This is a genomic window from Pseudactinotalea sp., assembly GCF_048594945.1.
Classification (GTDB): Bacteria; Actinomycetota; Actinomycetes; order Actinomycetales; family Beutenbergiaceae; genus Pseudactinotalea.
In genome coordinates, this window is record NZ_JBMDXJ010000521.1 from 1 (window position 1) to 24,501 (window position 24,501).

The following is a 24,501-nucleotide window of genomic DNA, read 5'->3' on the forward strand; positions in this document are numbered from 1 at the left end:
CCGCGCACGGGGGGCCGGGGTCGGCCGCTTATGGACGCGGCCGCGCGGTGGAACGCAGCGTGCGCGGCACCCCACCGGGGGGGCCGTCGTGGTGCCCGCGGGCCACCACGGCGGCATCGTCGTGTCCGGCGGGAGCCTGACAGCCGCAGTCCGGGTGCACCGCCCACTCCCGGTAGCGGGGCAGCGGGTACGTCGCGCTGACCTCCAGGGACGTGCCCGCCACGAGCACTCCGCGACCATCGGCGACCGCAAGCACCTGGTGCGCCGCGAGCGAAGCGGCGAACCACCCGAGCGCCGTCTCCACTCCCTCGGGCGGGCGTGTCGTGACCTGGGTGGCGACGGCCGGCCAGCGAGGGTCGTCATCGCAGTGGTGCAGGTCGAGGCAGCGCAGGCACGGGCCTTCGCCCGGCCGCACGAGCGGGCCGACCACGACGTCGAGCTCGCGCACCAGCACCGGCAGGTGCGGCACGTCCTCACGCATCAGAGGCCGCACACGCACCGCGTCCACCGCGCCGTGCTCCACCAGCACCACCAGATCCGGTCGGGTGCCCGGCGGTGCGGTCAGGGCGGTCATCGGTGACGCCGACCGCAGCAGCGCGAACGCGACGTCCTCCCGCCGCCGCGACAGGTCCTGCGCACGGTAGGCGCCCACGCCGAGATCGTCGATCGTCACGGCCCGCGAGTCCTCGAGCAGCAGCCTGCCGGTACCCGCCTGGGCCAGGATCTGCGCGATCCGCAGGCCGAGCTGGTCGAGCCCGCGTATCTCCACGGTGGCGGCGCTGCGCTGCGCGCTGCGGTCGTGGCCCGCCACGGCGGCGAGGTGCCAATACCGATCGTCGGCGGCGTCGGAGAGCGGCGCCCCTCGGACGAGGTAGCCGAGGTCATCGAGACGGTCGAGCAGGGCGCGCACCGGTGCCCGCCCGACCCCGAGGTCGCGTGCGTAGGAGTTGAGCTCTGGCTCGCCGCGGAGCCGGGGCAGCTGCTCCAGCAGGCTCTGATCGACCGGGTCCAGATCATCGAGAACGACGGCGCAGCGCGGGTCGATCCCGATCTGTGAGCTCCCAGGTGCTCGCCAGAGGACCCGCACGCCGGGTCGGAGATATCGCGCCGCTGCCATCGTGGGAGCGTGGCACGGCGGAGGCCGCCGAGGCGACCCCCTCGAGTCGACCTGTGGATGACGCGCCGAACCCGGCCCACCTGTGGATGGACGCATTGGCATGTCGGACGCCGCTGCGATACTCACGGCATGTCCAGCCCCCGCCCCGAGATCGACATACCGGTCGAGGTGCGCCGAAGCGCGCGCAGGAAGCGCACGGTGTCGGCGTTCCGTGAGAACGGGCGTCTGATCGTGGCGATCCCCGCCCGTTTCACCCGCGCCGAGGAAGAGCACTGGGTTGCCGAGATGAGCAAGCGGGTGACCGCGAAGCAGCAGGGTCGGCGGCCCAGCGACGCCGATCTCGCGGCCCGCGCCGACCGGCTTGCCGCCGCCTACCTCCCGCCGGCCGTGCGTCCCAGCTCCGTCGCATGGGTGACCAACCAGGGCCGCCGCTGGGGCTCATGCACCCCGGCCCACCGCACCATCCGGATCTCGCACCGGCTGCGCGACATGCCCGACTGGGTGCTCGACTACGTGCTGATGCACGAGCTCGCGCACCTCGTGGTGAGCGGCCACGGGCACGATTTCTGGGACATCGTGAATCAGTACCCACAGACCGAACGCGCCCGTGGATTCCTGCACGGTGTGTCCCACCGCGACGCGGAGGGCGAGCTCGACGAGCCCGAGTTCGACTGAGCCCTCAGGGAGCGGTCGGCGTCGGGTCCTCGGGTTCGTCGGGGGCTTCGGGGTTCTCGCGAGGGGCGTCGTCTCCGCCGGTGTCGCTGAGGATCGCCTCGAGCGCCGCGTCCAGGTCGGCGCTGATGTCGTCATCCTCGGCGCGGCGGTCGCCGAACAGCTCGGGCTGGTCCAGGTCCTCGGCCGTGGGGAACAGGTCGAGCTGCGACCACAGGGCGTCCCGTCCGCTGACACCACGCTCGCGCGCAATGATCGCCCACAGGCGCGCGGCGTCTCGGGCGCGGCGCGGGCGCAGCTCCAGCCCCACGAGCTGGCGGAACGTGTCCTCGGCCTGACCAGCGGCCGCGCGGCTCAGCCGCAGCATCTCCCGCATCGGCACCGCGTGCGGCAGGTGCGGCGCCACTGCCGCGGCCGTGACCTCCTCCACCCAGCCCTCGACGAGTGCGAGCGCCGTCTCGAGCCGCACCAGGGCTCGTTCTTGGTCAGGTGTGCGCTGCGGCGAGAAGATGCCCTGTCCGAGTGCGCTGCGCAGCTGCTCGACGTCGGTGGGGTCGATCGAGCGGACCGCCTCCTCCATCTGCTCGGCATCGATCTCGACGCCTCGCGCGTAGGCGTCGACCGCACCCAGCAGGTGAGCGCGCAACCACGGCACGTGCGTGAACAGCCGCGCGGTGGCGGCCTCGCGGACCGCGAGGAAGTGCCACACCTCGTCGGGCTCGGCGTCGAGGCCCTCGGCGAACGCCTCGACGTTCGCCGGCACCAGCAGCAGGTCGCTGCCGCTCAGCAGCGGCAGCCCGATATCGGTGCCGCCGAACACCTCGCGCGCGAGCGTGCCCGCGCCCTGACCGACCTGCATGGCGAAGCCCAACCGGCCGAGCTTGGTGATCAGTCGCGGCAGGTCCATGCCGCCCGGCAGCGCACCCATCTCCTCGGGCAGCTCACCGCCGAGCTGATCGTCGAGCACACCGGCCAACGCCTGCGCCACGGACACGCCGATCGGGTCGGCGACGGCGCGCCACGTCGGCAACGTCCGCTCCACCCAGTCGGCGCGCGAGGCCGCCACGTGCTCGCCGCCCGCCGGCGGCAGCTCGGTCGCCGCATCCAGCCACAGGTCCGCGACCGTGAGCACTGCACGCACCTTGGTCGCCTGCGCGGCAGTCACGGCCGGGTCGCCCCCGCTGTGCGCAACCTGACGCGCGACGTCATGGGCGAACCGCCAATCGGACTCGCCACCATCATCAGAGCTGAGGATGCGCTGCATCTGCTGCATCGCGGCCGCGAGCGCCTGCGGGTTCTGGGCGACACCGGAAGCCTTGGCCCACTCGGCCGGGTCCGCGCCGCTCGCCTCCAGCGCACGCATCGCCTCGTCGGCGCCATCCGGGCCCAGCACCGACTCGAGCATCTGCCGCCACTGCTCGCGCTCATCCATGCCCCGACGGTACGCGGCGGCGCCCGGCACCGCCCGCGGGGTTCGCTCAGGGCGCACGAACCAGGATGAACCGGGGGCGGACCCGCGGTCCGGGACTCCGCCGTCGTCGGTGAGAATGGTCCGCATGGCATCACGGCTCCGGACCCGACTGAGCGAGTGGGGCGTGACCCCCCGCCTGATCACGATGTCGGCGTCGGCGCTCGCGGTCTTCGCGCTGCTGCTGACGATGATGACGGTGCCGGTGCCGTACGGGGTCCAGGCGCCGGGGCCGATCGTCGACACGTTGGGCGACGTGAACGACGTCGAGCTGATCAGTGTCGAGGGCGTCGAAACCTACGAGACCTCGGGTGACCTGTTTCTCACCACCGTGACGACGGCGGGAGGTCCCGGCTATCTCGTGGACGCCGGCGCGGTCATCAAGGGATGGGTCTCACCCAGCACTCGAGTGGCACCGGTCGAGGTGTTCTTCGACACCAGCCAGACGCAGGAGGAGATCGACAACGCCTCCTCGCAACAGATGCTCACGTCACAGCAGAACGCGACCGTCGCGGCGCTCACCGAGCTCGGCTACGACGTACCCGCCGTGCTGACCATCGTGGGCACCCAGCCGGGGTCCGGTTCCGACGGCGTGGTCGAGAACGGCGACGTCATCACGGGCATCGAGACCGAGGCCGGCACCATCGACGTCGTGACCTTCGCCGACCTCGACGGCGCGCTGGCGGCGACCTCACCGGGAACCACGGAGCAGCTGCAGGTCGATCGTGACGGCGAGGAGACCGGGCTGCCGATCGTCACGGGCGACGACGGGACGGGACGCAGCGTGCTCGGCGTGTTCCTGTCCGGTGAGTTCGACTACCCGGTCGACGTGCACATCCAGATCGACAACATCGGCGGTCCGAGCGCCGGCACGATGTTCGCGCTGGGGATCATCGACAAGCTGACACCGGGCGAGCTGACGGGCGGGCATTCGATCGCCGGCACCGGGACCATCAGTCTCGGGGGACTGGTCGGCCCGATCGGCGGCATCCGCCAGAAGATGGCCGGCGCGCTGGCCGGGGGAGCCGAGTACTTCCTGGCACCGCTCTCCAACTGCGAGGAGGTCGTCGGTCACGTGCCCAGCGGACTGCAGGTGGTCAGCGTGAGCACGCTGGAGCAGGCGCGCTCCGCCGTCGAGAAGATCGCGGCGGGAGATGGCGCCGACCTGCCGACCTGCTGACGCCGCTCACGCCAGGGTGGCGGTGAGCGCCTCCACCAGCCCAGGCACGGCGTCGGGGGCGCCACCGACGTTGTCGTCGCTGTCGTGCGCACGGCTGCGCAGCGCGCACCAGGACTCCCCGGTGCGCAGCACCCCGGCCGCGATCCGCACGTCCTGACGCTGCGGGTGCGCCATCAGCTCCTCGATCGACATCTCGTCCGCGGCTTCCGCTGCCTCGGGTGGGACCACGATCCGCTCGACCACCACGGCGGCGCCATGCACCGACTCCGGCCAGGCGAGCTGGGCGAGCAGCTGCTCGAGGTCGGCCGAGGCCGGCAGACCTTCCTGCTCGATCGAGGTGAGGTGGTTCGGGTCGGTCTGTGCGAGCGCCAGCGCATCAGCGGGGAGCTGACCGGCGAGCTCCGGCGTCTGCGCGAGCGCCTCCGCGGTCCGGACCAGCGCAAACACTGCCGTGGGGGCGTCCCAGCCGCCGCGCGAGACGTGCCGTTCGATGTCGATGACCGCCAGCCTGAGGGCATCGTGGCGGGCCGGGTCGGGGGCGTTGTCGAGATCCATCCGTCTCATCGTGGCAGTCCCTGCCGGATGTGGGAAACTTCCGGGGCGGCTTGCGCGTTGTTCCAGCAGGAGTGACGTCGCTCGCTCGCCCTGCCCACCGCCGCGTCCCGCGGTGCTCTCTCCCCCCGAGGTGATCTGTATCTCTGCCGAACGACGCCCGGCCGGTGGCCGCCGCGGCGCCCTGTTGCCCACGCTGCTCATCCTCGGCGCCATCGTGGTGCTGTTCTTCGTGTTCTCACGGTTCTGGACGGAATGGCTGTGGTTCTCCCAGGTGGGATTCACCGAGGTGCTGCGCACGCAGTGGCTGAGCCGCGCCGGGCTGTTCCTCGTGGGCGGTGCGGTGATGGGTGCTGCGATCTGGGTGAACCTGCGGCTCGCCTACCGGCACCGGCCGATGTATGTGCCGACGACGCCGCAGCAGCGAGACTTGGATCGGTACCGGGAGGCGTTCGAGCCGCTGCGTCGCGTGGTGTTCATCGCGGCGCCGCTCGTGGCCGCCTTCTTCGCCGGTTCGGCGGCGAGCACCCAGTGGCAGTCGATGCTGCTGGCGTTCAACGGTCAGAGCTTCGGCGTGGACGACCCGCTGTTCGGCATGGACGTGTCGTTCTACACGTTCACGTTGCCGTTCCTGCGGTTCGTGGTCTCGTTCCTCATGACGGTGACCTTCTTCGCCGCCGTGGCCGCGCTGTTCACGCACTACCTGTACGGCGGGCTGCAGATCTCCGGTCCGGGGGAGCGGATCTCGCGCGCCGCCCGGATCCACGTGGCCGTGCTCGCCGGGGTGTTCGTGCTCTTCATCGCCGCGAACTACTGGCTGGACCGGTACTCGATGCTGGCGAAGGTCGGTGACGCCTCCGGCTGGGACGGTGCGCTGTACACCGATGTCAACGCGGTGATCCCGGCCCGCGCGATCCTCGCGGTGATCGGAGTGCTGGTCGCGGTGCTGTTCTTCTACACCGGTGCTCGTGGCACCTGGCGGCTGCCCGCGATCGGCGTCTCGCTGATGGTCGTCTCCGGCGTGCTGGCTGCCGGCGTCTATCCCGCGATCATCCAGGCCGTGCGGGTCAACCCGAACGAGCAGCAGCTGGAGGCTCCGTACCTGCAGCACAACATCGACTACACGCGGATGGCGTACGGGCTCGACGGAGTCGAGACGCAGCCGTACACCGCCGAGACCGAGGCGGGTGAGGGGCAGCTGCGTGAGGACGCTGAGTCCACGGCGTCGATCCGACTGCTCGACCCCGCGATCGTGTCGCCGACGTTCCGGCAGCTGCAGCAGAACCGGCCGTACTACACGTTCCCTGATCAGCTCGCGGTCGACCGGTACGAGATCGACGGCGACCTGCAGGACACCGTGATCGCGGTGCGTGAGCTCAACATGTCCCAGGTCGACAACAACTGGGTCAACCAGCACACGGTGTACACGCACGGATACGGCGTGGTGGCCGCGTACGGCAACACGGTCAACGCCGATGGCCGTCCCACGTTCTTCCAGTCGGGCATCCCGACCACCGGTGCGCTGGGCGAGTACGAGCCTCGGATCTACTTCGGGCCCAACGCGCCGAGCTACTCGATCGTCGGTGCCCCCGAGGGCACCACACCGTGGGAGCTGGACTACCCGGACGACAACGCCGACAACGGGCAGCAGAACTACACCTACACCGGTGAGGGCGGCCCGTCCGTGGGCAACCTGTGGAACCAGCTGCTGTTCGCCGCGCGGTTCGGCAGCGAGCAGATCCTGTTCTCCGACCGGGTGACCTCGGAGTCGCAGATCCTGTTCCACCGCGACCCGCTCGAGCGGGTGTCGCAGGTAGCGCCCTACCTGACGCTGGAGAGCAAGGCCTACCCCGCCGTGGTCGACACCGATGGTGACGGCACACGCGAGGTGGTGTGGGTGGTCGATGGGTACACGACGTCGGACGAGTACCCGTACTCGGAGCACCAGCGCTTCGACTCGGCGACGAACGACACGTTCACCGACGCCTCGTCCTCGCAGCTCGAGATCCCCGACACGATCAACTACATCCGCAACTCGGTGAAGGCCATCGTCGACGCCTACACCGGAGAGGTGACCCTGTACGCCTGGGACACCGAGGACCCGGTGCTGCAGACCTGGCAGGGCGTGTTCGACAACTCCTACACCCCGATGTCGGAGATCAGCGGGGACCTGATGAGCCACCTCCGCTACCCGGAGGACATGTTCAAGGTGCAGCGCGAGCTGCTCACGAAGTACCACGTGACGGACGCTGCGACGTTCTTCAGCGGCGGTGACTTCTGGACGGTCCCGAACGACCCGGTCGACGATCGTGAGACCGCTCAACCTCCGTACTACCTGACCCTGCAGATGCCGGGCCAGGAGTCGCCGTCGTTCTCGCTCAGCTCGAGCTTCATCATCAGTGGGCGAGAAGTGCTCACCGGCTTCTTGGCGGTGAACTCCGAGACCGGCGATACGGCCGGAGAGGTGCACGAGGACTACGGCACGCTCCGACTGCTGGAGCTGCCACGTGACCTCACGGTCCCCGGCCCCGGTCAGGTGCAGAACAACTTCGACTCCAACGCCGAGGTGGCCGAGCAGCTGAACATCATCGCGCAGGGAGACTCTCGCGTGCTGCGGGGCAACCTGCTGACGCTGCCCGTGGGCGGCGGCGTGCTGTATGTGCAGCCCGTGTACGTGCAGTCCGCAGGAAGCACCACGCTGCCGCTGCTGCGACGCGTGCTGGTCGCCTTCGGTGACTCGGTCGGGTACGCCGCGACGCTCGACGAGGCCCTCAACCAGGTCTTCGGCGGCGACTCGGGTGCCGATGCGGGCGATGCCGACGTCGATCCCGACGACCCCACCGATCCCGGTGGTGGTGGCGACGGTGGCGGCACCACGGACCCGGACGCCGACGCGCAGCAGCGGCTGAGCGACGCGCTCGCTGACGCCGGTGCCGCGCTGACCGCGAGCCAGGAGGCGCTCGCCGCCGGCGACTGGGCCGCCTACGGCGAGGCGCAGGAGCAGCTGCAGACCGCACTCGAGGAGGCGATCGCCGCCGAGGCTGAGATCGCCGGCACCGCCGACGACGGCACCGGAGACGGGACGGCCGACGACGGAGCCGACGAGTCGACCGAGGACGCCACAGGCTGACGCCGGAGCTCCGCGAGCGCTCGATTTGCTCTCCGCGCGGCCGGCACGTACAGTGGTCAGGCCGACGCGGGGTGGAGCAGTTCGGTAGCTCGCCGGGCTCATAACCCGGAGGTCGCGGGTTCAAATCCCGCCCCCGCCACCACCAGAAGGCCCCTGACCAGCGGAAACGCTGGTCGGGGGCCTTCGTCGTTCGGACTGATCGGGACGAGCCCCACGCTTACTCAACGGAGACGCGCGGTGAGCACGGTCCCACGCCCGCTTCAAGCTGGTGAGTGTGGTCCCACCTGCGGCGCCTCGGTGGGACCACACTCACCGCACCTGGAGGAGGGTGGGACCTGACTCACCGCTGGGGTTGCGGGCCGTCCCTAGAGAACCAGGCGGTCGAGGTAGGCGTTGCGGAAGGTGCCGGTGGGGTCGAGGCGGGCCGCGAGCGCGCGGAAGTCGCCGATCCGCGGGAACACCTGCTCGAGCTCCTCGCGGCCCATCGCGAACCACTTGCCCCAGTGCGGGCGGGCGGCGAACGGTGCCAGCGCGCGCTCGACCTCGGGCAGCAGCGCCTGCACGGCGTCGGGCTGGGCGTGCCAGGTGAAGTGGAACGCCACCGTGTCGCGCTCGTAGGCGGCCGACAGCCACAGGTCATCGGCGGCCATGGTGCGGATCTCGCACACCTGCAGCAGCGGGATCAGTTGTTCGCGCAGCCCGCGCAGGGCCTCGATCGCCGCGACCGCGTGCCGGCGGTCCATGAGGTACTCGCTCTGGATCTCGCTCCCGTTGCTCGGCGTGAAGCCCATCCGGAAGTGGGGGAGCCGGTCGTACCACGGGCCGATCGTGCCGCCCTGCTCGGTGGCGTTGATCGCATCGACCCCGAGGATCGGGTGCTGCCGCGTGGTCGCGAACACGCCACCGAACAGCTCGGCGGGCGCCACGTCGTCGCGGCTCTTGATCCAGATCTGGTCGACGGCGTCCTCCGCCCACCGGGTGAAGATGCTCACGCTGTGCGCGGCGGCGGTGATCTCGTCGAACCGCTCGAGCACGGTCTCCCATCGCACCTCGTTGAGGACGTCCTGGCGGATACCGAACGTCGGCTCGACCGCGAGTCGCAGCCGGGTCACCACCCCGAGCGCCCCCAGCGCGACGACCGCCCCCGGGAAGTCGGCGTCGCCGCGCTCGAGCCAGAGCAGCTCGCCGTCGGCCCCGATCATCTCGACGGCGGTGACCACGCCCGCCAGATTCGGGGTCCGGTCGCCGGACCCGTGAGTCGCGGTCGCCACCGCGCCGGCGATCGAGATGTGCGGCAGCGAGGCCAGTGCCGGCATCGCGAACCCGGCGGCGTCGAGCTCGGCGGCGACCGCGCCGTAGGTCAGCGAGCCGTGCACGGTCGCGCTGCCGTTCTCGGCGTCGACCTCCAGCCCGAGCGGAACCTCGCGCAGGCTGATGAGGTCGCCGGGAGAGTCGGCGAGGTCGTTGAAGGAGTGGCGCGAGCCGAGGGCGCGGATGCGGTCTGCGCCGGCCACGAGGTGCTGCGCCTCCTCCATGGTGGTGGGCAGGTGCAGCGTGCCCGCGCCGAAGGTGTGCGTGCCTGCCCAGGTGGTCCCGATCGTCATGTGCTCATCGAACCACTGATCGCCGCCGTCACTGGGTGTGGCGGGCCACCCAGCGGACACCGGCGACGATCGCGACGGCGATGCCCGCCACCGCGAGCACGGCGAACCAGGTGAATACGGGCAGGCCGGCCATCGCGGCGAAGCTCAGCCCGATCATCGCCTGGACGAGCACCTGGATCACCGCGAACGCTGCGAACGCGCGCAGCACCAGCCTGCCCTCGATCCGACCCGTCGGTGGCAGCGGTGCGGTCAGTCGCACGAGCACCGCGACCGCGTGCAGCACCAGGGCGAACGTGGCGCACACGAGCAGGCTCGGTGGCTGGTTCCACACGAACCCGGCGCCGATCAACAGCAGTGCCGCCACCGTGCCCGGGTGAGGCAGCAGCATGATCGCCGCGGCTGCCAGCACGGGGACCACCACGTCGCCCACCACAGGCGCGAGCAGCAGCACCCCCGCTGCCGAGACCGCGCGCAGCAGCCAGGCAGGCACGCTGCGCTCGAAGTCGATCGACACGGGGGGCCGTGGCCGTCGCCTCGGCCCAGGGCTGCTGAACAGCGTGGCCAACGTCATCGCCGACCTCCCGGAAGCCGCGTCCGAGAGACCGCATGGAGTTCCACGGCGGTGTCCGCGGACCACGCGACGGCCTCCACGCCGGAACGCTCGAGCGCCCGCAGCCGCTGCCGCCGCTCCAGCAGCACCAGCCGCAACGCCGTCTCTTGGAATTCGTTGAGGAAGGCGGTCGACACCTGCGGGAGCGTGTCGACGGCGATCACCCGGTGCCCGTAGGCGCGCCACTGCCGCGCGATCCGGGCGGCTTCGTCGTCCAGGAAGGTGGAGCACAACACCACCAGCGCCCCTGAGGGCAGCTGCGGCGCACGCTGCCGGCGGTCGGGCCACCCCTCGGGTGCCACCCGCACCAGGCGCTGCTGGATCCGCTCCCACTGGTGACGACCCGCGGCCGGCGGGACCGGCCGCCGTCGTCGGCCGAGGTCGTCCAGACCCACCCGGTCACCGAGGTCGAGGTAGGCACGTGCGATCGCAGCGGCGGCCTCACGGGCGACGTCGAGCGAGGTGGTCTCATCCATCCGCACGTCGATGCCGCCGGCCCAGGCGGACACGTCCTCGCCGACGTCGTCACGCGAGTCGACCACGATCATCACCGTCGCGTCGGCGGTGGCGAACGTGCGGCGGGCGTAGAGGGTCCCGAGCCGGCCGGTGCTGGTGTCGATGGCGCGCCGTGCGCTCACCCGCCAGTCGATGCGACGGAGCCGATCGCCCGGGGCGAACTCGTGCACGTCGTGGGTCTCGTAGCCCTCGCCGACACGGCGCGAGGTGTGCGTGCCGGTCAAGCCGGGCAGCCGGAACGGCAGCGGCATGTCCTTGAGCGGCCGGGCCGTCGGGTGGACGGCGATCGGGATCGGGCCGGCCTGCCGGGGCGAGGACACGAGCACCGCCCCGAATGCCTCCGTCAGCCAGTCGACGCGGAACATCTCGTGCACGCCGGTGCGCGAGGTCTCCAGCGAGAGTGGGATCGAGCGAGCCGACCCACCGGCGACCAGGGCGTGCTGCGGTCGGTATCCCTGTGACGACACCCGCAGCAGCACAGCCTCGGCACCCGCCGGTGGTTTCACGCGGGCCTCGGTGCGCACCTGGCCGGTCTCGCTGTGCTCGGTGGTGGGCGTCAGCGTGAGCGTCCCGGCTTGTCGCGGCCGGGTCAGACCGGCCCACAGGCTCGTCAGCAGCAGCGGCACCGCGAGCACCGCAACGTCGGGCCGCCCGCCGGCGACGCCGATCGTGAGCACGGTCACCGCGGCGAACGCGGCCACCGCGGCACCACCAGAGACGATCACGCGCTGCCGACGGTCGCCGGACCGGGGACCTCGTCGAGCATCTGAGTCACCAGGTCGGCAGGTTGAGTACCGGACGCCCAGGCCGCGGGCGTCAGCGTGAGCCGGTGCGCGAGCGCGGCGACCGCGATCTCCTTCACGTCCTCCGGGGTGACGAAGTCGCGCCCGGACAGCACCGCCACGGCGCGAGAGACCAGCATCAGCGCCTGCGAGCCGCGCGGCGACGCGCCCACCTCCAGCGCGCTCATGCCGCGGGTCGCGGTGGCGAGGTCCACGCAGTACCGCACCACGTCGGGGTCGACCGTGACGGTCTCGACGCCGGCCTGCATCGCCAGCACCGTCTCGGCCTCGACCACCTGGCTGACGCTCGCCTCCTCGCGCTGCCGCCGCAGCCTTCGCAGCAGCACGTCCACCTCGCCCTCGGCGCTCGGGTATCCGACGCCGATCCGCACCATGAACCGGTCGAGCTGCGCCTCGGGCAGCGGGTAGGTGCCCTCGTACTCGACCGGGTTGGAGGTGGCCAGCACGTGGAACGGGCGCTGCAGCGGGAACGAGTTGCCTTCGACCGTGACCTGCCGCTCGGCCATCGCCTCCAGCAGCGCCGATTGCGTCTTGGGCGCGGTCCGGTTGATCTCGTCGGCGAGGAACAGCCCCGTGAACACCGGGCCGGGCCGGAACACGAACTCCGAGGAGGCGGGGTCGTAGGTGTAGGAGCCCGTGATGTCGGCGGGCAGGAGGTCCGGTGTGCACTGCAGCCGCCGGAAGTCGAGTCCCAGCGCCTGCGCGAGGCAGCGCGCTGCCAGCGTCTTGCCCAGCCCGGGCACGTCCTCGAACAGCACGTGCCCGCCTGCGAGCACCGCCGCCAGTGCCGTGCGCAGCGGCCCCTCCATCCCGACGATCACGGTGCCGACCTCGCGCAGCACCTCCTGACCCAGCCGGGTGACGTCGGGAACGGGCAGCGGTGCGGGCGTGGTCATGAAGATTTCTCCAGGTTTTCGAGGACGTGGACGGCGGCGCGGACCGCCCGCACATCGGGCGGTGGTGCGTCGGGGTCGATGAGGAAGGTCGTCAGTGGAGCGCCCAGCAGGCTCACGGAGCGAGCCTCGCCTTCGGGGGTCTCGACGGCGATGCCCGCCTCGGAGAGCCCGGCACGGCAGATCCCTCGCAGCGCTCGGGCGGCCTGCGGCGTCACGCCCTCCGTGCCGTACAGCGACCAGGACAGCGAGGAGACCTCGGTGCGGGCGCCGTCGCGGCGGTCGAACGGCAGCCGGGGGAGCGCGACCTTCTGGCCGATCCCCAGGTGCGCGAGGATCAGCACCGCCACGACCACGAGCATCCCGCCCAGCAGGGCGTGCGCCACGTCCGACCCGATCAGGCGCAGGACGACGGCGACCGCCACCGCGATCCCGGCGACGCCCCACCAACGTCCTCGCGTCATGACGGCACCTGCACAGCCGACCACGAGGCGGCCACAGCCTCGAGTGCGGCGCGAGCAGCCTCGGCGTCGCTGCGCGTGATCTCCGCCTCCGAGAAGCGGGACTGCGCGTAGAGCTCCCGCAGCACCTGGACCGATGCGGCGTCGGCCTCGGTCCGGGTGAGCACCACCGAGGCGAACTCGGTCGGCGTCTGCGAGGGACGGCGGGCAACACCAGCGTCACCTGCCGCGGTCTCCAGCGCCAGCCAGGCCCGCACGATCGCGTCACGAGGAGGCCGGTCGCCGGCGAGCGCGTCCTGCGCCGCCGCGATGCCCTCCTGGATCGCAGGCGCGTCCACCAGCTCCTCGGCCCGCGGTGTGCTCACCTGCCGCGGATCGGGCGGAGCCGGTGTGCCGCGTCGCAGCATCAGCGCGAGCCGCACCGCCAGGAGCAGGATCACCACGCCGATCACGACCACCGCGGCGATGATCAGCCAGCGCCCCAGCGGGTTGTCGCCGGTCGGCGGGTTGTCCTCGGGGTCCGGCGGGTCCTCCGCGCTCGGCAGCGTGGGGATGAGTGTCTGCGTCACCTGCTCGCCACCGCCGCCGGTACGGTCGCTCCCCGCGCCCGGCCACTCCCACGGCCCGGCCGCCGCCGCGGCCAGCAGCGCCAGCGTGAGCGCGAGCACGGCGATCGCCGCCACCATCAGCACGTGCTGTGGTGGTCGAGTCCGCTCGTGGTCGCCGTCGCCCACGTCGATCGTGTCCGCTCACCCCGCGGTGAGCGGCTCCCTCCGGTACGTGACCACTCGGAACCGCATCCCGTTGCCGGCCCTCACCCAGTCGCCCACCTCAGGATCAGCCCACCCAGGCCCGATCTCGGGGGCGAACGTATCGCCGTCGACCTCGATGTCGATCTCGCTGACCACCAGCAGATCGGCGAGCGGCATCGCCTCCGCGTAGACCTGGCCGCCGCCGCAGATCCAGGCGTCGGCGCCGTCGAGCAGCACCAACGCCTCCGGGAGCGAGGCGGCCAGCTCGGCCCCTGGTGCCTCGTAGCCGGACCGCCGGGTCAGCACGATGTTGCGGCGGCCGGGCAACGGCCGCATCCGCTCGGGGAGCGCCTCCCACGACGCCCGCCCGTGCACCACCGCATCGTTGCCGGTGGTGCGGCGGAAGTGCTGCATGTCCTCCTTCAGCCGCCACGGCAGGTCGCCGTCGCGACCGATGACGCGGTTGCGCGACTGCGCCCAGATCATGCCCAGCACGATGTGTGAGACCTCAGACCGCGATCGGGGCCTTGATGGCCGGGTGGTAGGTGTAGTCCGGGAACGCGACGTGATCGGCGCGATAGTCGAACAGGCTCGCCGCCGGTGCGAGCTCCAGCTGCGGGAACGGGTACGGCTCCCGGTCGAGCTGCTCACGCACCTGCTCGACGTGGTTGTCGTAGATGTGCACGTCGCCACCGGTCCACACGAAGTCGCCCACCGCCAGACCCACCTGCTGCGCGACCATGTGCGTGAGCAGCGAGTACGAGGCGAGGTTGAACGGGACCCCGAGGAACAGGTCGGCGCTGCGTTGGTACATCTGGCACGAGAGTCGGCCATCGGCCACGTAGAACTGGAAGAACGCGTGGCAGGGCTGCAGCGCCATGTCGTCGAGGTCGGCCACGTTCCAGGCCGAGACGATGATGCGGCGCGAGTCCGGCTGGGTGCGCAGCTGCTCGAGCACGCGACTGATCTGGTCGATGTGCCCCCCGTCGGGGGTGGGCCAGGACCGCCACTGGACGCCGTACACCGGACCCAGCTCGCCCTGCTCGTCGGCCCAGTCGTCCCAGATCCGGACCTTGTTCTCGCGCAGGTAGGCGATGTTGGAGTCGCCGCGCAGGAACCAGATCAGCTCGTGCACCACCGAGGGCACGTGTACCCGCTTGGTGGTGATCAGCGGGAACGCCTGCGAGAGGTCGTACCGCATCTGGTGGCCGAAGATCGACCGGGTCCCGGTGCCGGTGCGGTCCGACTTCGGTGTGCCGGAGGAGAGCACCGCGCGCAGCAGGTCCTCGTACTGGGTGTCCACGTTCGCCACCCTACGGTGCCGACCGGTCGTCGGAGGGTTCCAGCCTCAGGGCGTCGTGGAACGGGTCCTCGACCACGAACGTCGCGTTGACCTCACGCACGAACGTCGGCGGCGGGGGACCGAAGGCCGCGCGTACTCCTTCGACCATCTGCTTGCCCACCACGCGGCTACCGGCATACCCGACGGCCGCGCCGATGCCGAACGGCAGCAGCCTCCCGAGCATCACCGAGCCCACCTTGGCCGCGGAGGTCTTCACGAGCCGACCTCGCAGCGCCTTGTTCACGGTCTTGACGGTCGCCAGCGGCAGCCGGGTCAGCAGCGTGCGCCCCCAGGTGACCGCGCTGAGGCCGACCTGCTGGCTCAGCATCTCCGGACCCTCGTCGCCGAGCATCGCGGTCAGCAGCAACGCGCGGCGCCGGGCGCGGTCGTCGGTCGAGATGCCGTGCACGTCCGCGACCGCGAGCGCGAGCAGGCTCGATGCCCCGAGGAACCCGGCCACCTGTCCGGCGGTGAGCGCGAATGCGGTACCGGTCCCGATCACCGGGAGCGCGGCCGCCGCGCCCACCGCTCCGCCGGAGGTGCTCACGGCGATCAGGTAGCGCTTCTCGAGGATCGTGATGACGTCGGCCGGGGTGGCATCCGGCCGCTTGCGCCGGATCCCGTCCACGTGCGCGCGAATCCGGTCGGTCGGGAACGCGAGCGCGGCGTCGATCGCGTTCTCCAGTGCGTTCGTCTCCGTGCTCGACGGCGTGGTCTCACGCTTGTCTCGCATGTCGCCTCCTCAGGCCCGTCGGATGGTCAGGGTATGCGGGAGCCCGGACTCGAGGGTGCGTCCCACGGTGCATGCCCTCTCGATCGAGCGCGAGGCGACGTCGACGAGCTCGGCCCAGGCTTCGCCGTCGAGCCCTTCGGCGCCCTCGATGGCGAGCTCGACCGTCGAGTCCACATAGGCATTGCCAGGGACGTCCTTGACCGTGGTCACCGACCCGGTCACGCGAGCGTCATCACCGAGTCGGCGGGTCAGCGGCGGGTCGGCGCTCATGAGGTTGCACGCGGCGAGCGCGAGGGCGAGCAACTCGCCCGGGGTGAACGCGCCGTCGGCCTCCACCGGTCCGAACCGCAGCTCGGCTCCCCGCCCGTTCGTCGCGACCCCCTGCCGGGTCCCGGTCCGCTCGACCTGCAGCTCAGCCATACGGCCATCATCGCACCCGCACCTCAGGAAGCCCGCTCGACCGCCAGCCGGTCCAGGGCAGCGGCGTACCGGGCACGGTGCTCGTTGACATCCCTCAGCTTGACAGCCATGTCGTCGATGAAGTCGTCACGGTAGAGGCCGTCGGTGAGCACCGAGATCGCGTAGTACAAGCCCGTGAAGGTGGCGATCGCGACCGAGACCCGCAGCAACGTCTGGCTGATCCGCAGGTCGGTCTCGCCCGCGATCTGGATGTGCTGCACCCAGCCGCCGGCGATGCCCCACGCGTCCATGACGCCCTGGGTGATCGTCAGGGTGCCGAGTGCGAAGAAGAACACTCCGACCGCCACCGACACCAGCAGCACCTGCAGCAGCTGGTGCAGGGCGACCATCATCGACACGTTCGCCAGCTGGGGCTGCGTCAACGGCGCGGGAGCGTTCTGCTCGGGGGACGCGGCCCGCAGGATCTGGCCGGTCTCGGTGGTGAGTCGGATCCGCAGGATCGCCAGGATCAGCACCGCGAAGAAGCCCCCCAGCACGAAGTCCGAGACCCCCGGCGTGTGGTCGAACACCTGCCAGATCTCCGCGTTGTAGAACAGTGCGATCGAGAAGATCAGCAGCAGCGGCAGGAACCGGATCAGCCGCAGCAACGAGGCCCCGACCTCGCGGATACCACCACGCACGCCCCACCACAGCGTGGCGTGCACGCCGTACCGCACCACGAGCCAGATCGCGGCCAGCAGCACGAGGTTTCCGGCCACGGTCACCAGGGCGGTGCCCCACTGCCACCCCGCGAGCAGCGGCGGAACCGCCGGCGCGAGCACGAAGAACGCCAGCTCAGGCCCGCCGATGTCCTGCGGCAGGGTCGACCAGCGCCGCCCGCGCAGCGCGTTGAAGCCTGCGAACGCTGCGGCGATACCGACCGCCGCGACCATGACCGCGAGGGCGTTCTGCCATGCGGGCCAGTCGGTGTTGATCGCCCCCGCGATCCCCACCAGGCACAGCACCAGCAGCAGCGGGGCGGCCCGCCCGAACACGTCACGGCGCGCCGAGTGGTCCTCGATGAGCAACGGCAGTCCGTACCGGCGGAACGTGCGCTCGCAGGCGGCCACGTCAGCGGCCGCCGCCGTCTCCCCCTGCGTGGTCACCGCGTCATTGTGCCAAGTCGGTTGCGGAGCCCTGGAACGGAGTCCATGATGGGCGCACCTCCCTTGCGGAGGGGTCTCCCGGACGGGAGATCGAGGCCCGGCCAACCCATACTTGGCCGGGCCTCTTCTTGTCTACCGCCCCGTGCCGGATCGAGCGCTGAGGCTCGCCGTGCTCCGGGGAGGCGTGTGGGTACGCTGGTGGCGTGCGGATCGTGGCGGTGACGACCTGGTTCCCTACCGATCGGGCACCAAGCTCCGGGGTGTTCGTGGCTCAGGACCTGGAGGCGATCGCGGCCCAGCCGGGCGTCGAGGAGATCCGGTTGCTGCACCTCGTGAACCCGCGACTGCACGACGGCGCCACGCGCACCCGGCACGCGGGTATCGACGTGCGGCGCGTGCCGATGAACCCGCTCAACCCGCTCGACCTCATCCGGGTCTCCCGCGAGCTGCCCCGGCTCCTCGAAGGGGCCGACGTGGTGCACTCGATGGCGATGTCCTCGCTCGCGCCGCTGGCGCTGAGCCGGCACGGCAGGCGGTGGCTGCACACGGAGCACTGGTCCGGGCTGACGAACCCAGGCACGGTGCCGTGGCCGCTGCGGCCGGCCATCGGGATCGTGAAGCTGCTGCTGCGCGCACCGCAGACCGTGACGGCGGTGTGTGACTACCTGGCGCGTCCCATCCGGCGCGCGAGGTACCCGCGCCGCACCGCGACGATCGGGTGCATCGTGCCGCCACGCGAGCACCTCGTGGGCCGGCCACTGCGCCCGGCCGAGGCACTGCGGCTGGTGGCCGTCGGCGGGCTCGTCGAGCGCAAGGATCCGTTGCTCGCGGTCCGCACGATCGCGGAGCTGCGCGCCCGGGGCATACCCGCGTGCCTGACCTGGGTCGGTGGCGGCCGGCTGGCACGGCAGGTGACCAGGCTGGCGCGCACGCTCACGGTGAGCGACTCCGTCGTGCTGGCGGGTCCGCAGGACCCGACGGGCGTGAGCGCCGCGCTCGAGGCGGCCGACATGTTCTTCCTGCCTACCCGGGGCGACAACTTCTGCGTGTCTGCAGCCGAGGCGCTCGTGCACGGGCGCCCGGTCGTGGTCGGGGCAACCGGCGGCCAGGGGGAGTACATCGACCCGGCCGTCGGGACCCTGGTGCACGAGCAGGATCCCGCCGCGTACGCCGACGCCATCGTCGACCTGCAGCGGCGCACACAGCACCTCACCGCAGCGGAGATCGCCGCCACGATCCGGGATCGGTTCGCGCCCGAGGCGATCGGGGAGAGGTACGTGGCCGAGTACCGCCACCTGCAGAGGTCGCGATGACCGAGGAGCCCGCGGTCGGCGTCGACGTGGTGATCGCGGTGCACGACGTGACGCGCCCGATCGCGCGGGCGGTGCGCTCGGTGCTCGACCACAACGGTCAGGGCGTCCGGCTCACCGTCGTGTGCCACGAGGTCCCGGTGCCTGAGATCGCGGCCAAGCTCCCGGACGCGCACCGCGACCAGGTGCGGTTCCTCGCCCACACCGACGGTCGGCGCTCGCCCGCCGGCCCGTTCAACGCGGGTCTGGAGGCGGCCGAGGCGGAGTTCGTGGCCGTGATGGGCTCCGACGACACGCTGGCACCCGGCGCGGTGGCCTCCTGGTTCTGGCTGGCTCGCAAGCACAACGCCGATGCCGTGATCGCCCGGCTGGAGCACGACGACGGCCGAGTGGTGCCCACGCCGCCCACCCGGCCGCAGCGCCGCGGCGTGCTCGATCCGGTCCGCGACCGGCTCAGCTACCGCAGCGCACCGCTGGGACTCGTCTCCCGCGCCGCGATCGCGCGGTTGGGGCTGCGGATGGACCAGGTCGCGGTGGGGGAGGACGTCGGGTTCACCACACGCCTGTGGTTCGGCGGGCGGGTGGTGCTCGACCGCTCCGGGCCCGCCTACCGGATCGGTGGCGACGCGATCGACCGTGTGACCTTCACGACCCGGCCGATCGTGGACGAGCTGGAGTTCGTGCGGCGCCTGGTGCGTCGGACCTGGTTCGCGGCGCTCGGCCTGGTCGAGCGCCGGGCCGTGTGCGTGAAGATCGCCCGGATCCACCTGTTCGGTGCCGTGCTCAACCGACCCGACCCCGACTGGTGGACGCCCGAGCAGCGCGCCGACCTCGCGAGCGTCGCGCGTGCGGTGCTCGATGCCGCCCCGGGGATGACGGCGGTTCTTTCGCGGGCCGATCGTGCGCTGCTCGACAAGATCCTCAACGGCTCCGGCAGCGCTGAGGAGCTCCTCTCGCTCGCCCGCGCACGCCGCCGCCATGGCCACCCGAGCACGTTGCTCACCAGCGACCCGTGGCACCTGTTGGCCCGCGAGGCTCCGCTCCGGCTCATGGCCGCGTCCGTGCTGATGCGCTGAGGCGCTCAGCGTGCCCGGACGAGAGCAGCCACGGTGCGCTCGGCGGCGTCACCCGTGCCGTAGGGGGTGGCATCGGTAGCCGCCGGCCGGGGTCGGCTCGCAGCGGCTGCGATGCCGCCCGGCTCCACCAGTAGGTTCCAGCCGAGATCGACCGTCTCGGTCCATTCGGTCTCGGTGCGCACGGTGGTGCACGGCACCCGGAGCAGGAACGCCTCCTTCTGGAGTCCGCCGGAGTCGGTCACCACGCCCTGGGAAGCAGCCACGGTCGCGACCAGTGCCGGGTAGGCGAGCGGGTCGCGGGGCTCGAGAGCGCCCGCGCCCAGCTCGATACCGGCTGCGTCGGCCTTGGCCCGCAGCCGCGGGTGCACCAGCAGCAGCACGGGGCGGCCGAGGCGCTGCAGCTCGCTGACGATGGATGCCAGCCGCACCGGGTCGTCGGTGTTCTCGGCGCGGTGGATCGTCGCAACGATCGCGCCCTCGGCACCCGGCTCCGGCTCGGCCGTGCCCCGGGTGCGGTACAGCACGTCGGTCATCACGTCGCCGACCACCACCGTGCGTTCGCCCAGGCCCTCCTCGCGCAGGTGCCCGAGAGCCACCTCGGTCGGCGCCAGCAGCAAGTCCGCCGCGTGGTCGGTGAGCACCCGGTTGTGCTCCTCCGGCATCGCACGGTTGAACGAGCGCAGTCCCGCCTCCAGGTGCGCCAGCGGCAGGTGCAGCTTGACCGCGGCGATCGCCGCGGCCAGCGTGGAGTTGGTGTCCCCGTACACCAGCACCCAGTCGGGCGCGTGCGCGAGGAGCACGTCGTCGAGCGCGGCGAGGATCGCACCGGTCTGCTGTCCGTGCCCGCCGGAACCGACGCCGAGATGCACGTCCGGCGCCGGGATGCCGAGGTCGTCGAAGAACACGTCGGAGAGCAGCGGGTCGTAGTGCTGCCCGGTGTGCACGATCACGTGCTCGTGGCCGGCTGCGGCGATCGCGTCCGCGACCGGTGCGAGCTTGACGAACTGGGGCCGGGCCCCCACGACGCTGAGGATCTTCACGCCCGGTAGCCTGCCACGCATGACGGATGTTGTCCCCGAGGGGGGTGCCTCGTGCACCGCCTGACCGGCGCCCGCCAGGACTATGCGTGGGGCTCGCGCACCGCGATCCCGGACATGCTGGGCGAACCGCACACCGCGGATCCGCTCGCGGAGGTCTGGTTCGGTGCTCACGCCAGCGCACCCGCCACGCTGGAGGGCGGGGCCTCGTTGCGCGAGATGGTCGCGGCCGACCCGGAGCGCACGCTCGGACGCGGCGTGCTGGCACGGTTCGGGCCACACCTGCCCTACCTCGTGAAGCTGATCGCCCCGGCGAGTCCCCTGTCGCTGCAGGTGCACCCCAGCATCGAGCAGGCTGCCGCCGGCTTCGCCGAGGAGGAGCGCGCCGGCGTGCCGCTCGACGCGCCGCACCGCCGCTACCCGGATGCCAATCACAAGCCGGAGATGTTGTTCGCGCTCGAGCCCTTCGAGGCGGTCGCCGGCTTCCGCACCGCGCGCCGGGCCACCGAGATGCTCGCCGGCCTGGACACGCCCCTCGCGTGGGACCTGTTCGAGGACCTGCGCACGGACATGGGTCCGGACGGTGTGCGCGCGGCCTTCACCCGGCTGCTGGATCCCGTGCGACGCCCGGATGCCGTCGCGGTCGCGCAGACCGTGGCCGCCTGCCGGTCGCGACTGACCGCCGGCCGGTCGCCATCGGTCCGTGCCGATCGGATCGTCGGCCGCCTCGCGGACGCCTTCCCCGGCGACCTCGGCGCGGTCGCGTCGCTGCTGATGAACCCGGTGTCGCTGCGGCCGGGGGAGACGCTGTTCGTTCCCGCAGGTGGTGTGCACTGCTACCTGTCCGGGCTCGCCGTCGAGGTGATGGCCAGCTCCGACAACGTGCTGCGCGCCGGCCTCACCGCCAAGTACGTCGACGCCGAGGAGGTGCTCCGGACCGTCGACTGGATCGCCGCGCCCCCGGTGCGCATCGCCGCCGAGCACGTCGACGACCACGTCGAGGTCTTCTACGCACCTGTGGACGACTTCGAGCTCGCGGTCGCCACCGGTCGGGGTGGCCGTGTCGCGATCCCGGGCCGCGGGCCGCGCGTGCTGATGTCCCTCGACGGCGACCTCGTCGCCGCGCACGGGGACGACCGGCTCGTGCTGGGTCGTGGTCAGGCCGCGTTCGTGCCCGCGTCCCCGCATCCGGTGATGCTCGACGGCGCCGGCCGGCTTGCGCAGGTCACGGTGCCGTAGGGCGGGCCCCGATCCCCTCCTGGGCTCGGATCGAGTCCAGCGCAGCCTGGTCTCGTGGTGTCACGACGACGGCGGAGCCCCCCTCGGACCAGCAGGCCCAGGCCTGCTCGACCAGTCGGGTGGGGTCTTCGGCGAGCAGCAGCACCCGCTCACCCCCGTCGGTGGTGGCGCCGCCGCGCAGCTGCGGAACGGCGAACATCGGCTGATCGGGCTGCCCCATCAGCTCGGCCGCCCCATCGATCACGCCCGCCGGCAACGGCCCGGGCCAAGCCCGGCCGAGAGCAGGCAAGGTGACAGCCACGAGATCGACCGCTGCGCCGTCGAGCCATCGATCAGGCGAATCGGTGACCACGACATCGGGGGCTGCGTCCTCGGGTTCGAGCACCACCTCGGCCCCGGCCGACCAGGCGCCGAGAGCCCACACGAGCAGCCGCCAATGCGCGGGAAGGTCGAGCTGCACGATCGACGCCGGGGCGACCGCGCACTCGCTGACCAGCAGGTTTGCCGCCTTGACCACCCAGTTGGTCAGGACACGGCCGGAGAGCTCGACGCGTTCGTCGGCCTCTCCGTACCAGGTCAGACGAGGGGAGCTGGGCTCCCAGCGGGACAGGGTGGCGAGCACGGGAGGGGTCACGAGCGCGAGATATAGCACGCCGTGGGCTTGACTCCGGGGGATAACACGCGTGTAATTTAGGACTACCGCCCGCAGGCACGAGCGATGACGGACCGAGAGGCAGGGCCAACGGCAACGACGAGAAGTGCTGGCGAGGTCGGCAGCGCGGTTGTCGCCGCGACACCTTCGGCGGCTGATGGACATCGACGACAGATGAGGGGTACCGGCGGTGTGGAACATACTCGGGGAGGGCCCCCTGAACTCCGGCAACGCGCCGGAGCCGGTGGCACCATCCCCCTTGGTGGCGATGTTCGGAGTCGACGAGGACGAGGGCGTTCTCGGATGGCAGGAGCGCGCGCTGTGCGCCCAGACCGATCCCGAGGCGTTCTTCCCCGAGAAGGGCGGCTCCACCCGTGAGGCGAAGCGCGTCTGCTCCTCGTGCGAAGTGCGCGTGGAGTGCCTTGAGTACGCCCTGATGCACGACGAGCGGTTCGGGATCTGGGGCGGCCTGTCCGAGCGCGAGCGCCGCAAGCTGAAGCAGCTCAAGCAGCTGGATCAGTACAAGCAGAGCGCGGGCTGACGGAAGTGCCCTCGCTCGAATGAGCCGTCCCTCGCGTGCCCGCGTCACCGCGGTGGTGGTGGTCGTCGGGGACAGTCGCTACCTGCCGGAGACCTTGACCGCGCTGGCCGCGCAGCGGGTGGCGCCCGATCGGGTGGTGCTTGCGCACGCCCAGATCGACCCACGGGTGCTGCGAGGGCTGCTGAGCGATGCCGGGCTCCAGGCCGATCTCGTCGCTGTCGAGGACGCCGCGGGACTCGGGTCGGCGGTCACGGCCGCGGTCGCCAGCGCCACGATCGAGACCCCGTGGCTGTGGCTGCTGCATGACGACTCCGCGCCGGAGCCGGGAGCACTCGCCGCGCTGGCGCAGGTCGTCGAGACCGGTCGTTCGATCGCGATCGCCGGGTGCAAGCAGGTGTCCTGGAGCCACGCCGAGCGGTTGGTCTCGGTCGGGGCCCAGTACACCCGCGACATCCAGCGCTTTACCGGCATCGAGGATGGCGAGGTCGACCAGGGGCAGCACGACGACCGGGAGGACATCGACGCCGTCGGCACCGCGGGGATGCTCGTGGACCGCGACGTCTTCGAGGCGCTCGGCGGCCCCGACCCGGCGCTCGGACCGTTCGGTGACGGCCGTGACCTCAGCCGCCGGGCGCGGCTGGCCGGACATCGCGTCGTGGTCGTGCCGCGCGCTGTGGTGCGCCACGCCCGAGCCAGCTACCTCGGCCTTCGGCGCGAGTCGAGGCGCGTGCCCGAACCCGACCCCACGCACAGCTTCCGGCAGCGCCGCACGGCGATCGTGCACAGCAGACTGACCGAGTCGCGCGCGCCGCTGGTGCCGCTGATCGCGCTCGCCGCCCTGCTCGCCGCACCGGTGCGCGCGGTCGGGCGACTGGTCTCCAAGGAGCTCCCGCTGGTGCCCGATGAGCTGTGGGCGCCGCTCGTGGCGCTCGGTGGTTGGGGGTCGGTGCGACGCGCCCGCAAGCAGGCACGGGCTACGCGGTCAGGATCCACGCGGCGGCTGCGGCCGCTGCAGGCCACCTGGCGTGACGTCGCGGAGGTGCGCCGAGACCGGCGGTTGCAGGCTGCCGCCCAGCGACGCAGCGTCCGCGCCCCCTCCGAGCTGGAGATGAGGGAGCGGTCGGCGCTCGGAACCAGACGGCGTCTCGTGCTCGCCGGCGTGTTCCTCGTGGCCGCCGTGGTGGCCGGATTCACTCTGGCACCGATCGCGTTCTCCGGCCCGTTGCTGGGTGGCGCGCTGCTGCCCGC

24 protein-coding genes and 1 tRNA gene are annotated in these 24,501 nt (G+C 71.6%); 9 read left to right on the forward strand and 16 right to left on the reverse strand.

The genetic code is table 11. From position 1 onward, the window contains the following. Window positions 1-28: 28 nt before the first annotated feature. Complete coding sequence (locus ACOJSN_RS23525; RefSeq protein WP_420114913.1) at window positions 29-1,117, reverse strand: thiamine biosynthesis protein ThiF; 1,089 nt, start codon at window positions 1,115-1,117, stop codon at window positions 29-31. A 129-nt stretch (window positions 1,118-1,246) separates the two neighbouring features. Here ACOJSN_RS23525 and ACOJSN_RS23530 point away from each other — a divergent pair, with 129 nt between their 5' ends. After that, complete coding sequence (locus ACOJSN_RS23530; RefSeq protein WP_420114914.1) at window positions 1,247-1,792, forward strand: M48 family metallopeptidase; 546 nt, start codon at window positions 1,247-1,249, stop codon at window positions 1,790-1,792. Window positions 1,793-1,796: 4 nt separating this feature from the next. Here ACOJSN_RS23530 and ACOJSN_RS23535 read toward each other — a convergent pair whose 3' ends face one another. Beyond that, entirely contained in the window at window positions 1,797-3,221 is a 1,425-nt protein-coding gene (locus tag ACOJSN_RS23535) for a zinc-dependent metalloprotease (RefSeq protein ID WP_420114915.1), read from the reverse strand. Window positions 3,222-3,345: 124 nt separating this feature from the next. On the opposite strand from ACOJSN_RS23535, the gene ACOJSN_RS23540 reads away from it, so the two are divergent. Next, window positions 3,346-4,437, forward strand: a complete 1,092-nt coding sequence (locus ACOJSN_RS23540; protein WP_420114916.1) for a PDZ domain-containing protein — start codon at window positions 3,346-3,348, stop codon at window positions 4,435-4,437. Between the two features lie 6 nt (window positions 4,438-4,443). Here the strand turns inward: ACOJSN_RS23540 and ACOJSN_RS23545 are convergent, their stop codons facing one another. Continuing rightward, window positions 4,444-4,992 carry a PPA1309 family protein gene (locus ACOJSN_RS23545; protein WP_420114917.1) on the reverse strand — a complete coding sequence of 183 codons (549 nt, stop codon included), beginning with the start codon at window positions 4,990-4,992 and terminating at the stop codon, window positions 4,444-4,446. A 112-nt stretch (window positions 4,993-5,104) separates the two neighbouring features. On the opposite strand from ACOJSN_RS23545, the gene ACOJSN_RS23550 reads away from it, so the two are divergent. Together ACOJSN_RS23550 and ACOJSN_RS23555 are read left to right on the forward strand one after the other, a co-directional pair. Continuing rightward, window positions 5,105-8,119 (forward strand): UPF0182 family protein, encoded by a 3,015-nt coding sequence (locus ACOJSN_RS23550; RefSeq protein ID WP_420114918.1) that lies wholly within the window; start codon window positions 5,105-5,107, stop codon window positions 8,117-8,119. A gap of 65 nt (window positions 8,120-8,184) precedes the next feature. Beyond that, window positions 8,185-8,261: transfer RNA gene (locus ACOJSN_RS23555), tRNA-Met, on the forward strand. Between the two features lie 223 nt (window positions 8,262-8,484). Here the strand turns inward: ACOJSN_RS23555 and ACOJSN_RS23560 are convergent. From ACOJSN_RS23560 to ACOJSN_RS23610, 11 genes are read right to left on the reverse strand one after another with little or no spacing between them, the layout of a single operon-like run. Further along, window positions 8,485-9,723 (reverse strand): D-arabinono-1,4-lactone oxidase, encoded by a 1,239-nt coding sequence (locus ACOJSN_RS23560; protein WP_420114919.1) that lies wholly within the window; start codon window positions 9,721-9,723, stop codon window positions 8,485-8,487. 28 nt (window positions 9,724-9,751) lie between these two features. Then, window positions 9,752-10,237 carry a hypothetical protein gene (locus ACOJSN_RS23565; RefSeq protein WP_420114920.1) on the reverse strand — a complete coding sequence of 162 codons (486 nt, stop codon included), beginning with the start codon at window positions 10,235-10,237 and terminating at the stop codon, window positions 9,752-9,754. A 53-nt stretch (window positions 10,238-10,290) separates the two neighbouring features. Then, window positions 10,291-11,550 (reverse strand): DUF58 domain-containing protein, encoded by a 1,260-nt coding sequence (locus ACOJSN_RS23570; RefSeq protein ID WP_420114921.1) that lies wholly within the window; start codon window positions 11,548-11,550, stop codon window positions 10,291-10,293. Window positions 11,551-11,570: 20 nt separating this feature from the next. Then, window positions 11,571-12,548 carry an AAA family ATPase gene (locus tag ACOJSN_RS23575; protein ID WP_420114922.1) on the reverse strand — a complete coding sequence of 326 codons (978 nt, stop codon included), beginning with the start codon at window positions 12,546-12,548 and terminating at the stop codon, window positions 11,571-11,573. Further along, window positions 12,545-13,009 (reverse strand): hypothetical protein, encoded by a 465-nt coding sequence (locus tag ACOJSN_RS23580; protein ID WP_420114923.1) that lies wholly within the window; start codon window positions 13,007-13,009, stop codon window positions 12,545-12,547. The genes ACOJSN_RS23575 and ACOJSN_RS23580 overlap by 4 nt, the downstream gene beginning before the upstream one ends. Beyond that, window positions 13,006-13,740 carry a DUF4129 domain-containing protein gene (locus ACOJSN_RS23585; protein ID WP_420114924.1) on the reverse strand — a complete coding sequence of 245 codons (735 nt, stop codon included), beginning with the start codon at window positions 13,738-13,740 and terminating at the stop codon, window positions 13,006-13,008. The genes ACOJSN_RS23580 and ACOJSN_RS23585 overlap by 4 nt, the downstream gene beginning before the upstream one ends. A gap of 15 nt (window positions 13,741-13,755) precedes the next feature. Continuing rightward, window positions 13,756-14,244, reverse strand: coding sequence for a dihydrofolate reductase (locus tag ACOJSN_RS23590; protein ID WP_420114925.1), 489 nt, complete (start codon window positions 14,242-14,244; stop codon window positions 13,756-13,758). Window positions 14,245-14,266: 22 nt separating this feature from the next. After that, window positions 14,267-15,070: a thymidylate synthase gene (locus tag ACOJSN_RS23595; protein ID WP_420114926.1), complete on the reverse strand. Its 804-nt coding sequence runs from the start codon at window positions 15,068-15,070 to the stop codon at window positions 14,267-14,269. A 1-nt stretch (window position 15,071) separates the two neighbouring features. Then, on the reverse strand, window positions 15,072-15,833 hold the full coding sequence (locus ACOJSN_RS23600) for a hypothetical protein (RefSeq protein WP_420114927.1): 762 nt from the start codon (window positions 15,831-15,833) through the stop codon (window positions 15,072-15,074). A 9-nt stretch (window positions 15,834-15,842) separates the two neighbouring features. Continuing rightward, window positions 15,843-16,253 (reverse strand): OsmC family protein, encoded by a 411-nt coding sequence (locus tag ACOJSN_RS23605; RefSeq protein WP_420114928.1) that lies wholly within the window; start codon window positions 16,251-16,253, stop codon window positions 15,843-15,845. Between the two features lie 23 nt (window positions 16,254-16,276). Next, window positions 16,277-17,398 carry a hypothetical protein gene (locus tag ACOJSN_RS23610; RefSeq protein WP_420114929.1) on the reverse strand — a complete coding sequence of 374 codons (1,122 nt, stop codon included), beginning with the start codon at window positions 17,396-17,398 and terminating at the stop codon, window positions 16,277-16,279. A gap of 203 nt (window positions 17,399-17,601) precedes the next feature. On the opposite strand from ACOJSN_RS23610, the gene ACOJSN_RS23615 reads away from it, so the two are divergent. Beyond that, window positions 17,602-18,711 carry a glycosyltransferase family 4 protein gene (locus tag ACOJSN_RS23615; protein WP_420114930.1) on the forward strand — a complete coding sequence of 370 codons (1,110 nt, stop codon included), beginning with the start codon at window positions 17,602-17,604 and terminating at the stop codon, window positions 18,709-18,711. Next, entirely contained in the window at window positions 18,708-19,784 is a 1,077-nt protein-coding gene (locus ACOJSN_RS23620) for a glycosyltransferase (RefSeq protein WP_420114931.1), read from the forward strand. The genes ACOJSN_RS23615 and ACOJSN_RS23620 overlap by 4 nt, the downstream gene beginning before the upstream one ends. Window positions 19,785-19,789: 5 nt before the next feature. Here ACOJSN_RS23620 and wecB read toward each other — a convergent pair whose 3' ends face one another. Beyond that, the gene (wecB, locus tag ACOJSN_RS23625; RefSeq protein ID WP_420114932.1) at window positions 19,790-20,824 is read right to left on the reverse strand and encodes a non-hydrolyzing UDP-N-acetylglucosamine 2-epimerase; all 1,035 of its coding nucleotides are present in this window, start codon (window positions 20,822-20,824) and stop codon (window positions 19,790-19,792) included. Between the two features lie 51 nt (window positions 20,825-20,875). On the opposite strand from wecB, the gene manA reads away from it, so the two are divergent. Next, complete coding sequence (gene manA / locus ACOJSN_RS23630; protein WP_420114933.1) at window positions 20,876-22,060, forward strand: mannose-6-phosphate isomerase, class I; 1,185 nt, start codon at window positions 20,876-20,878, stop codon at window positions 22,058-22,060. Here the strand turns inward: manA and ACOJSN_RS23635 are convergent. Then, window positions 22,047-22,694, reverse strand: coding sequence for a TIGR03089 family protein (locus tag ACOJSN_RS23635; RefSeq protein WP_420114934.1), 648 nt, complete (start codon window positions 22,692-22,694; stop codon window positions 22,047-22,049). The two genes, manA and ACOJSN_RS23635, sit on opposite strands and share 14 nt — an antisense overlap. Before the next feature lie 286 nt (window positions 22,695-22,980). Between ACOJSN_RS23635 and ACOJSN_RS23640 the strand changes: the two genes are divergently transcribed. Together ACOJSN_RS23640 and ACOJSN_RS23645 are read left to right on the forward strand one after the other, a co-directional pair. Continuing rightward, window positions 22,981-23,253, forward strand: coding sequence for a WhiB family transcriptional regulator (locus ACOJSN_RS23640; protein WP_420114936.1), 273 nt, complete (start codon window positions 22,981-22,983; stop codon window positions 23,251-23,253). Between the two features lie 19 nt (window positions 23,254-23,272). Further along, the coding region (locus ACOJSN_RS23645; RefSeq protein WP_420114935.1) for a glycosyltransferase at window positions 23,273-24,501 on the forward strand (1,229 nt) is incomplete at its 3' end.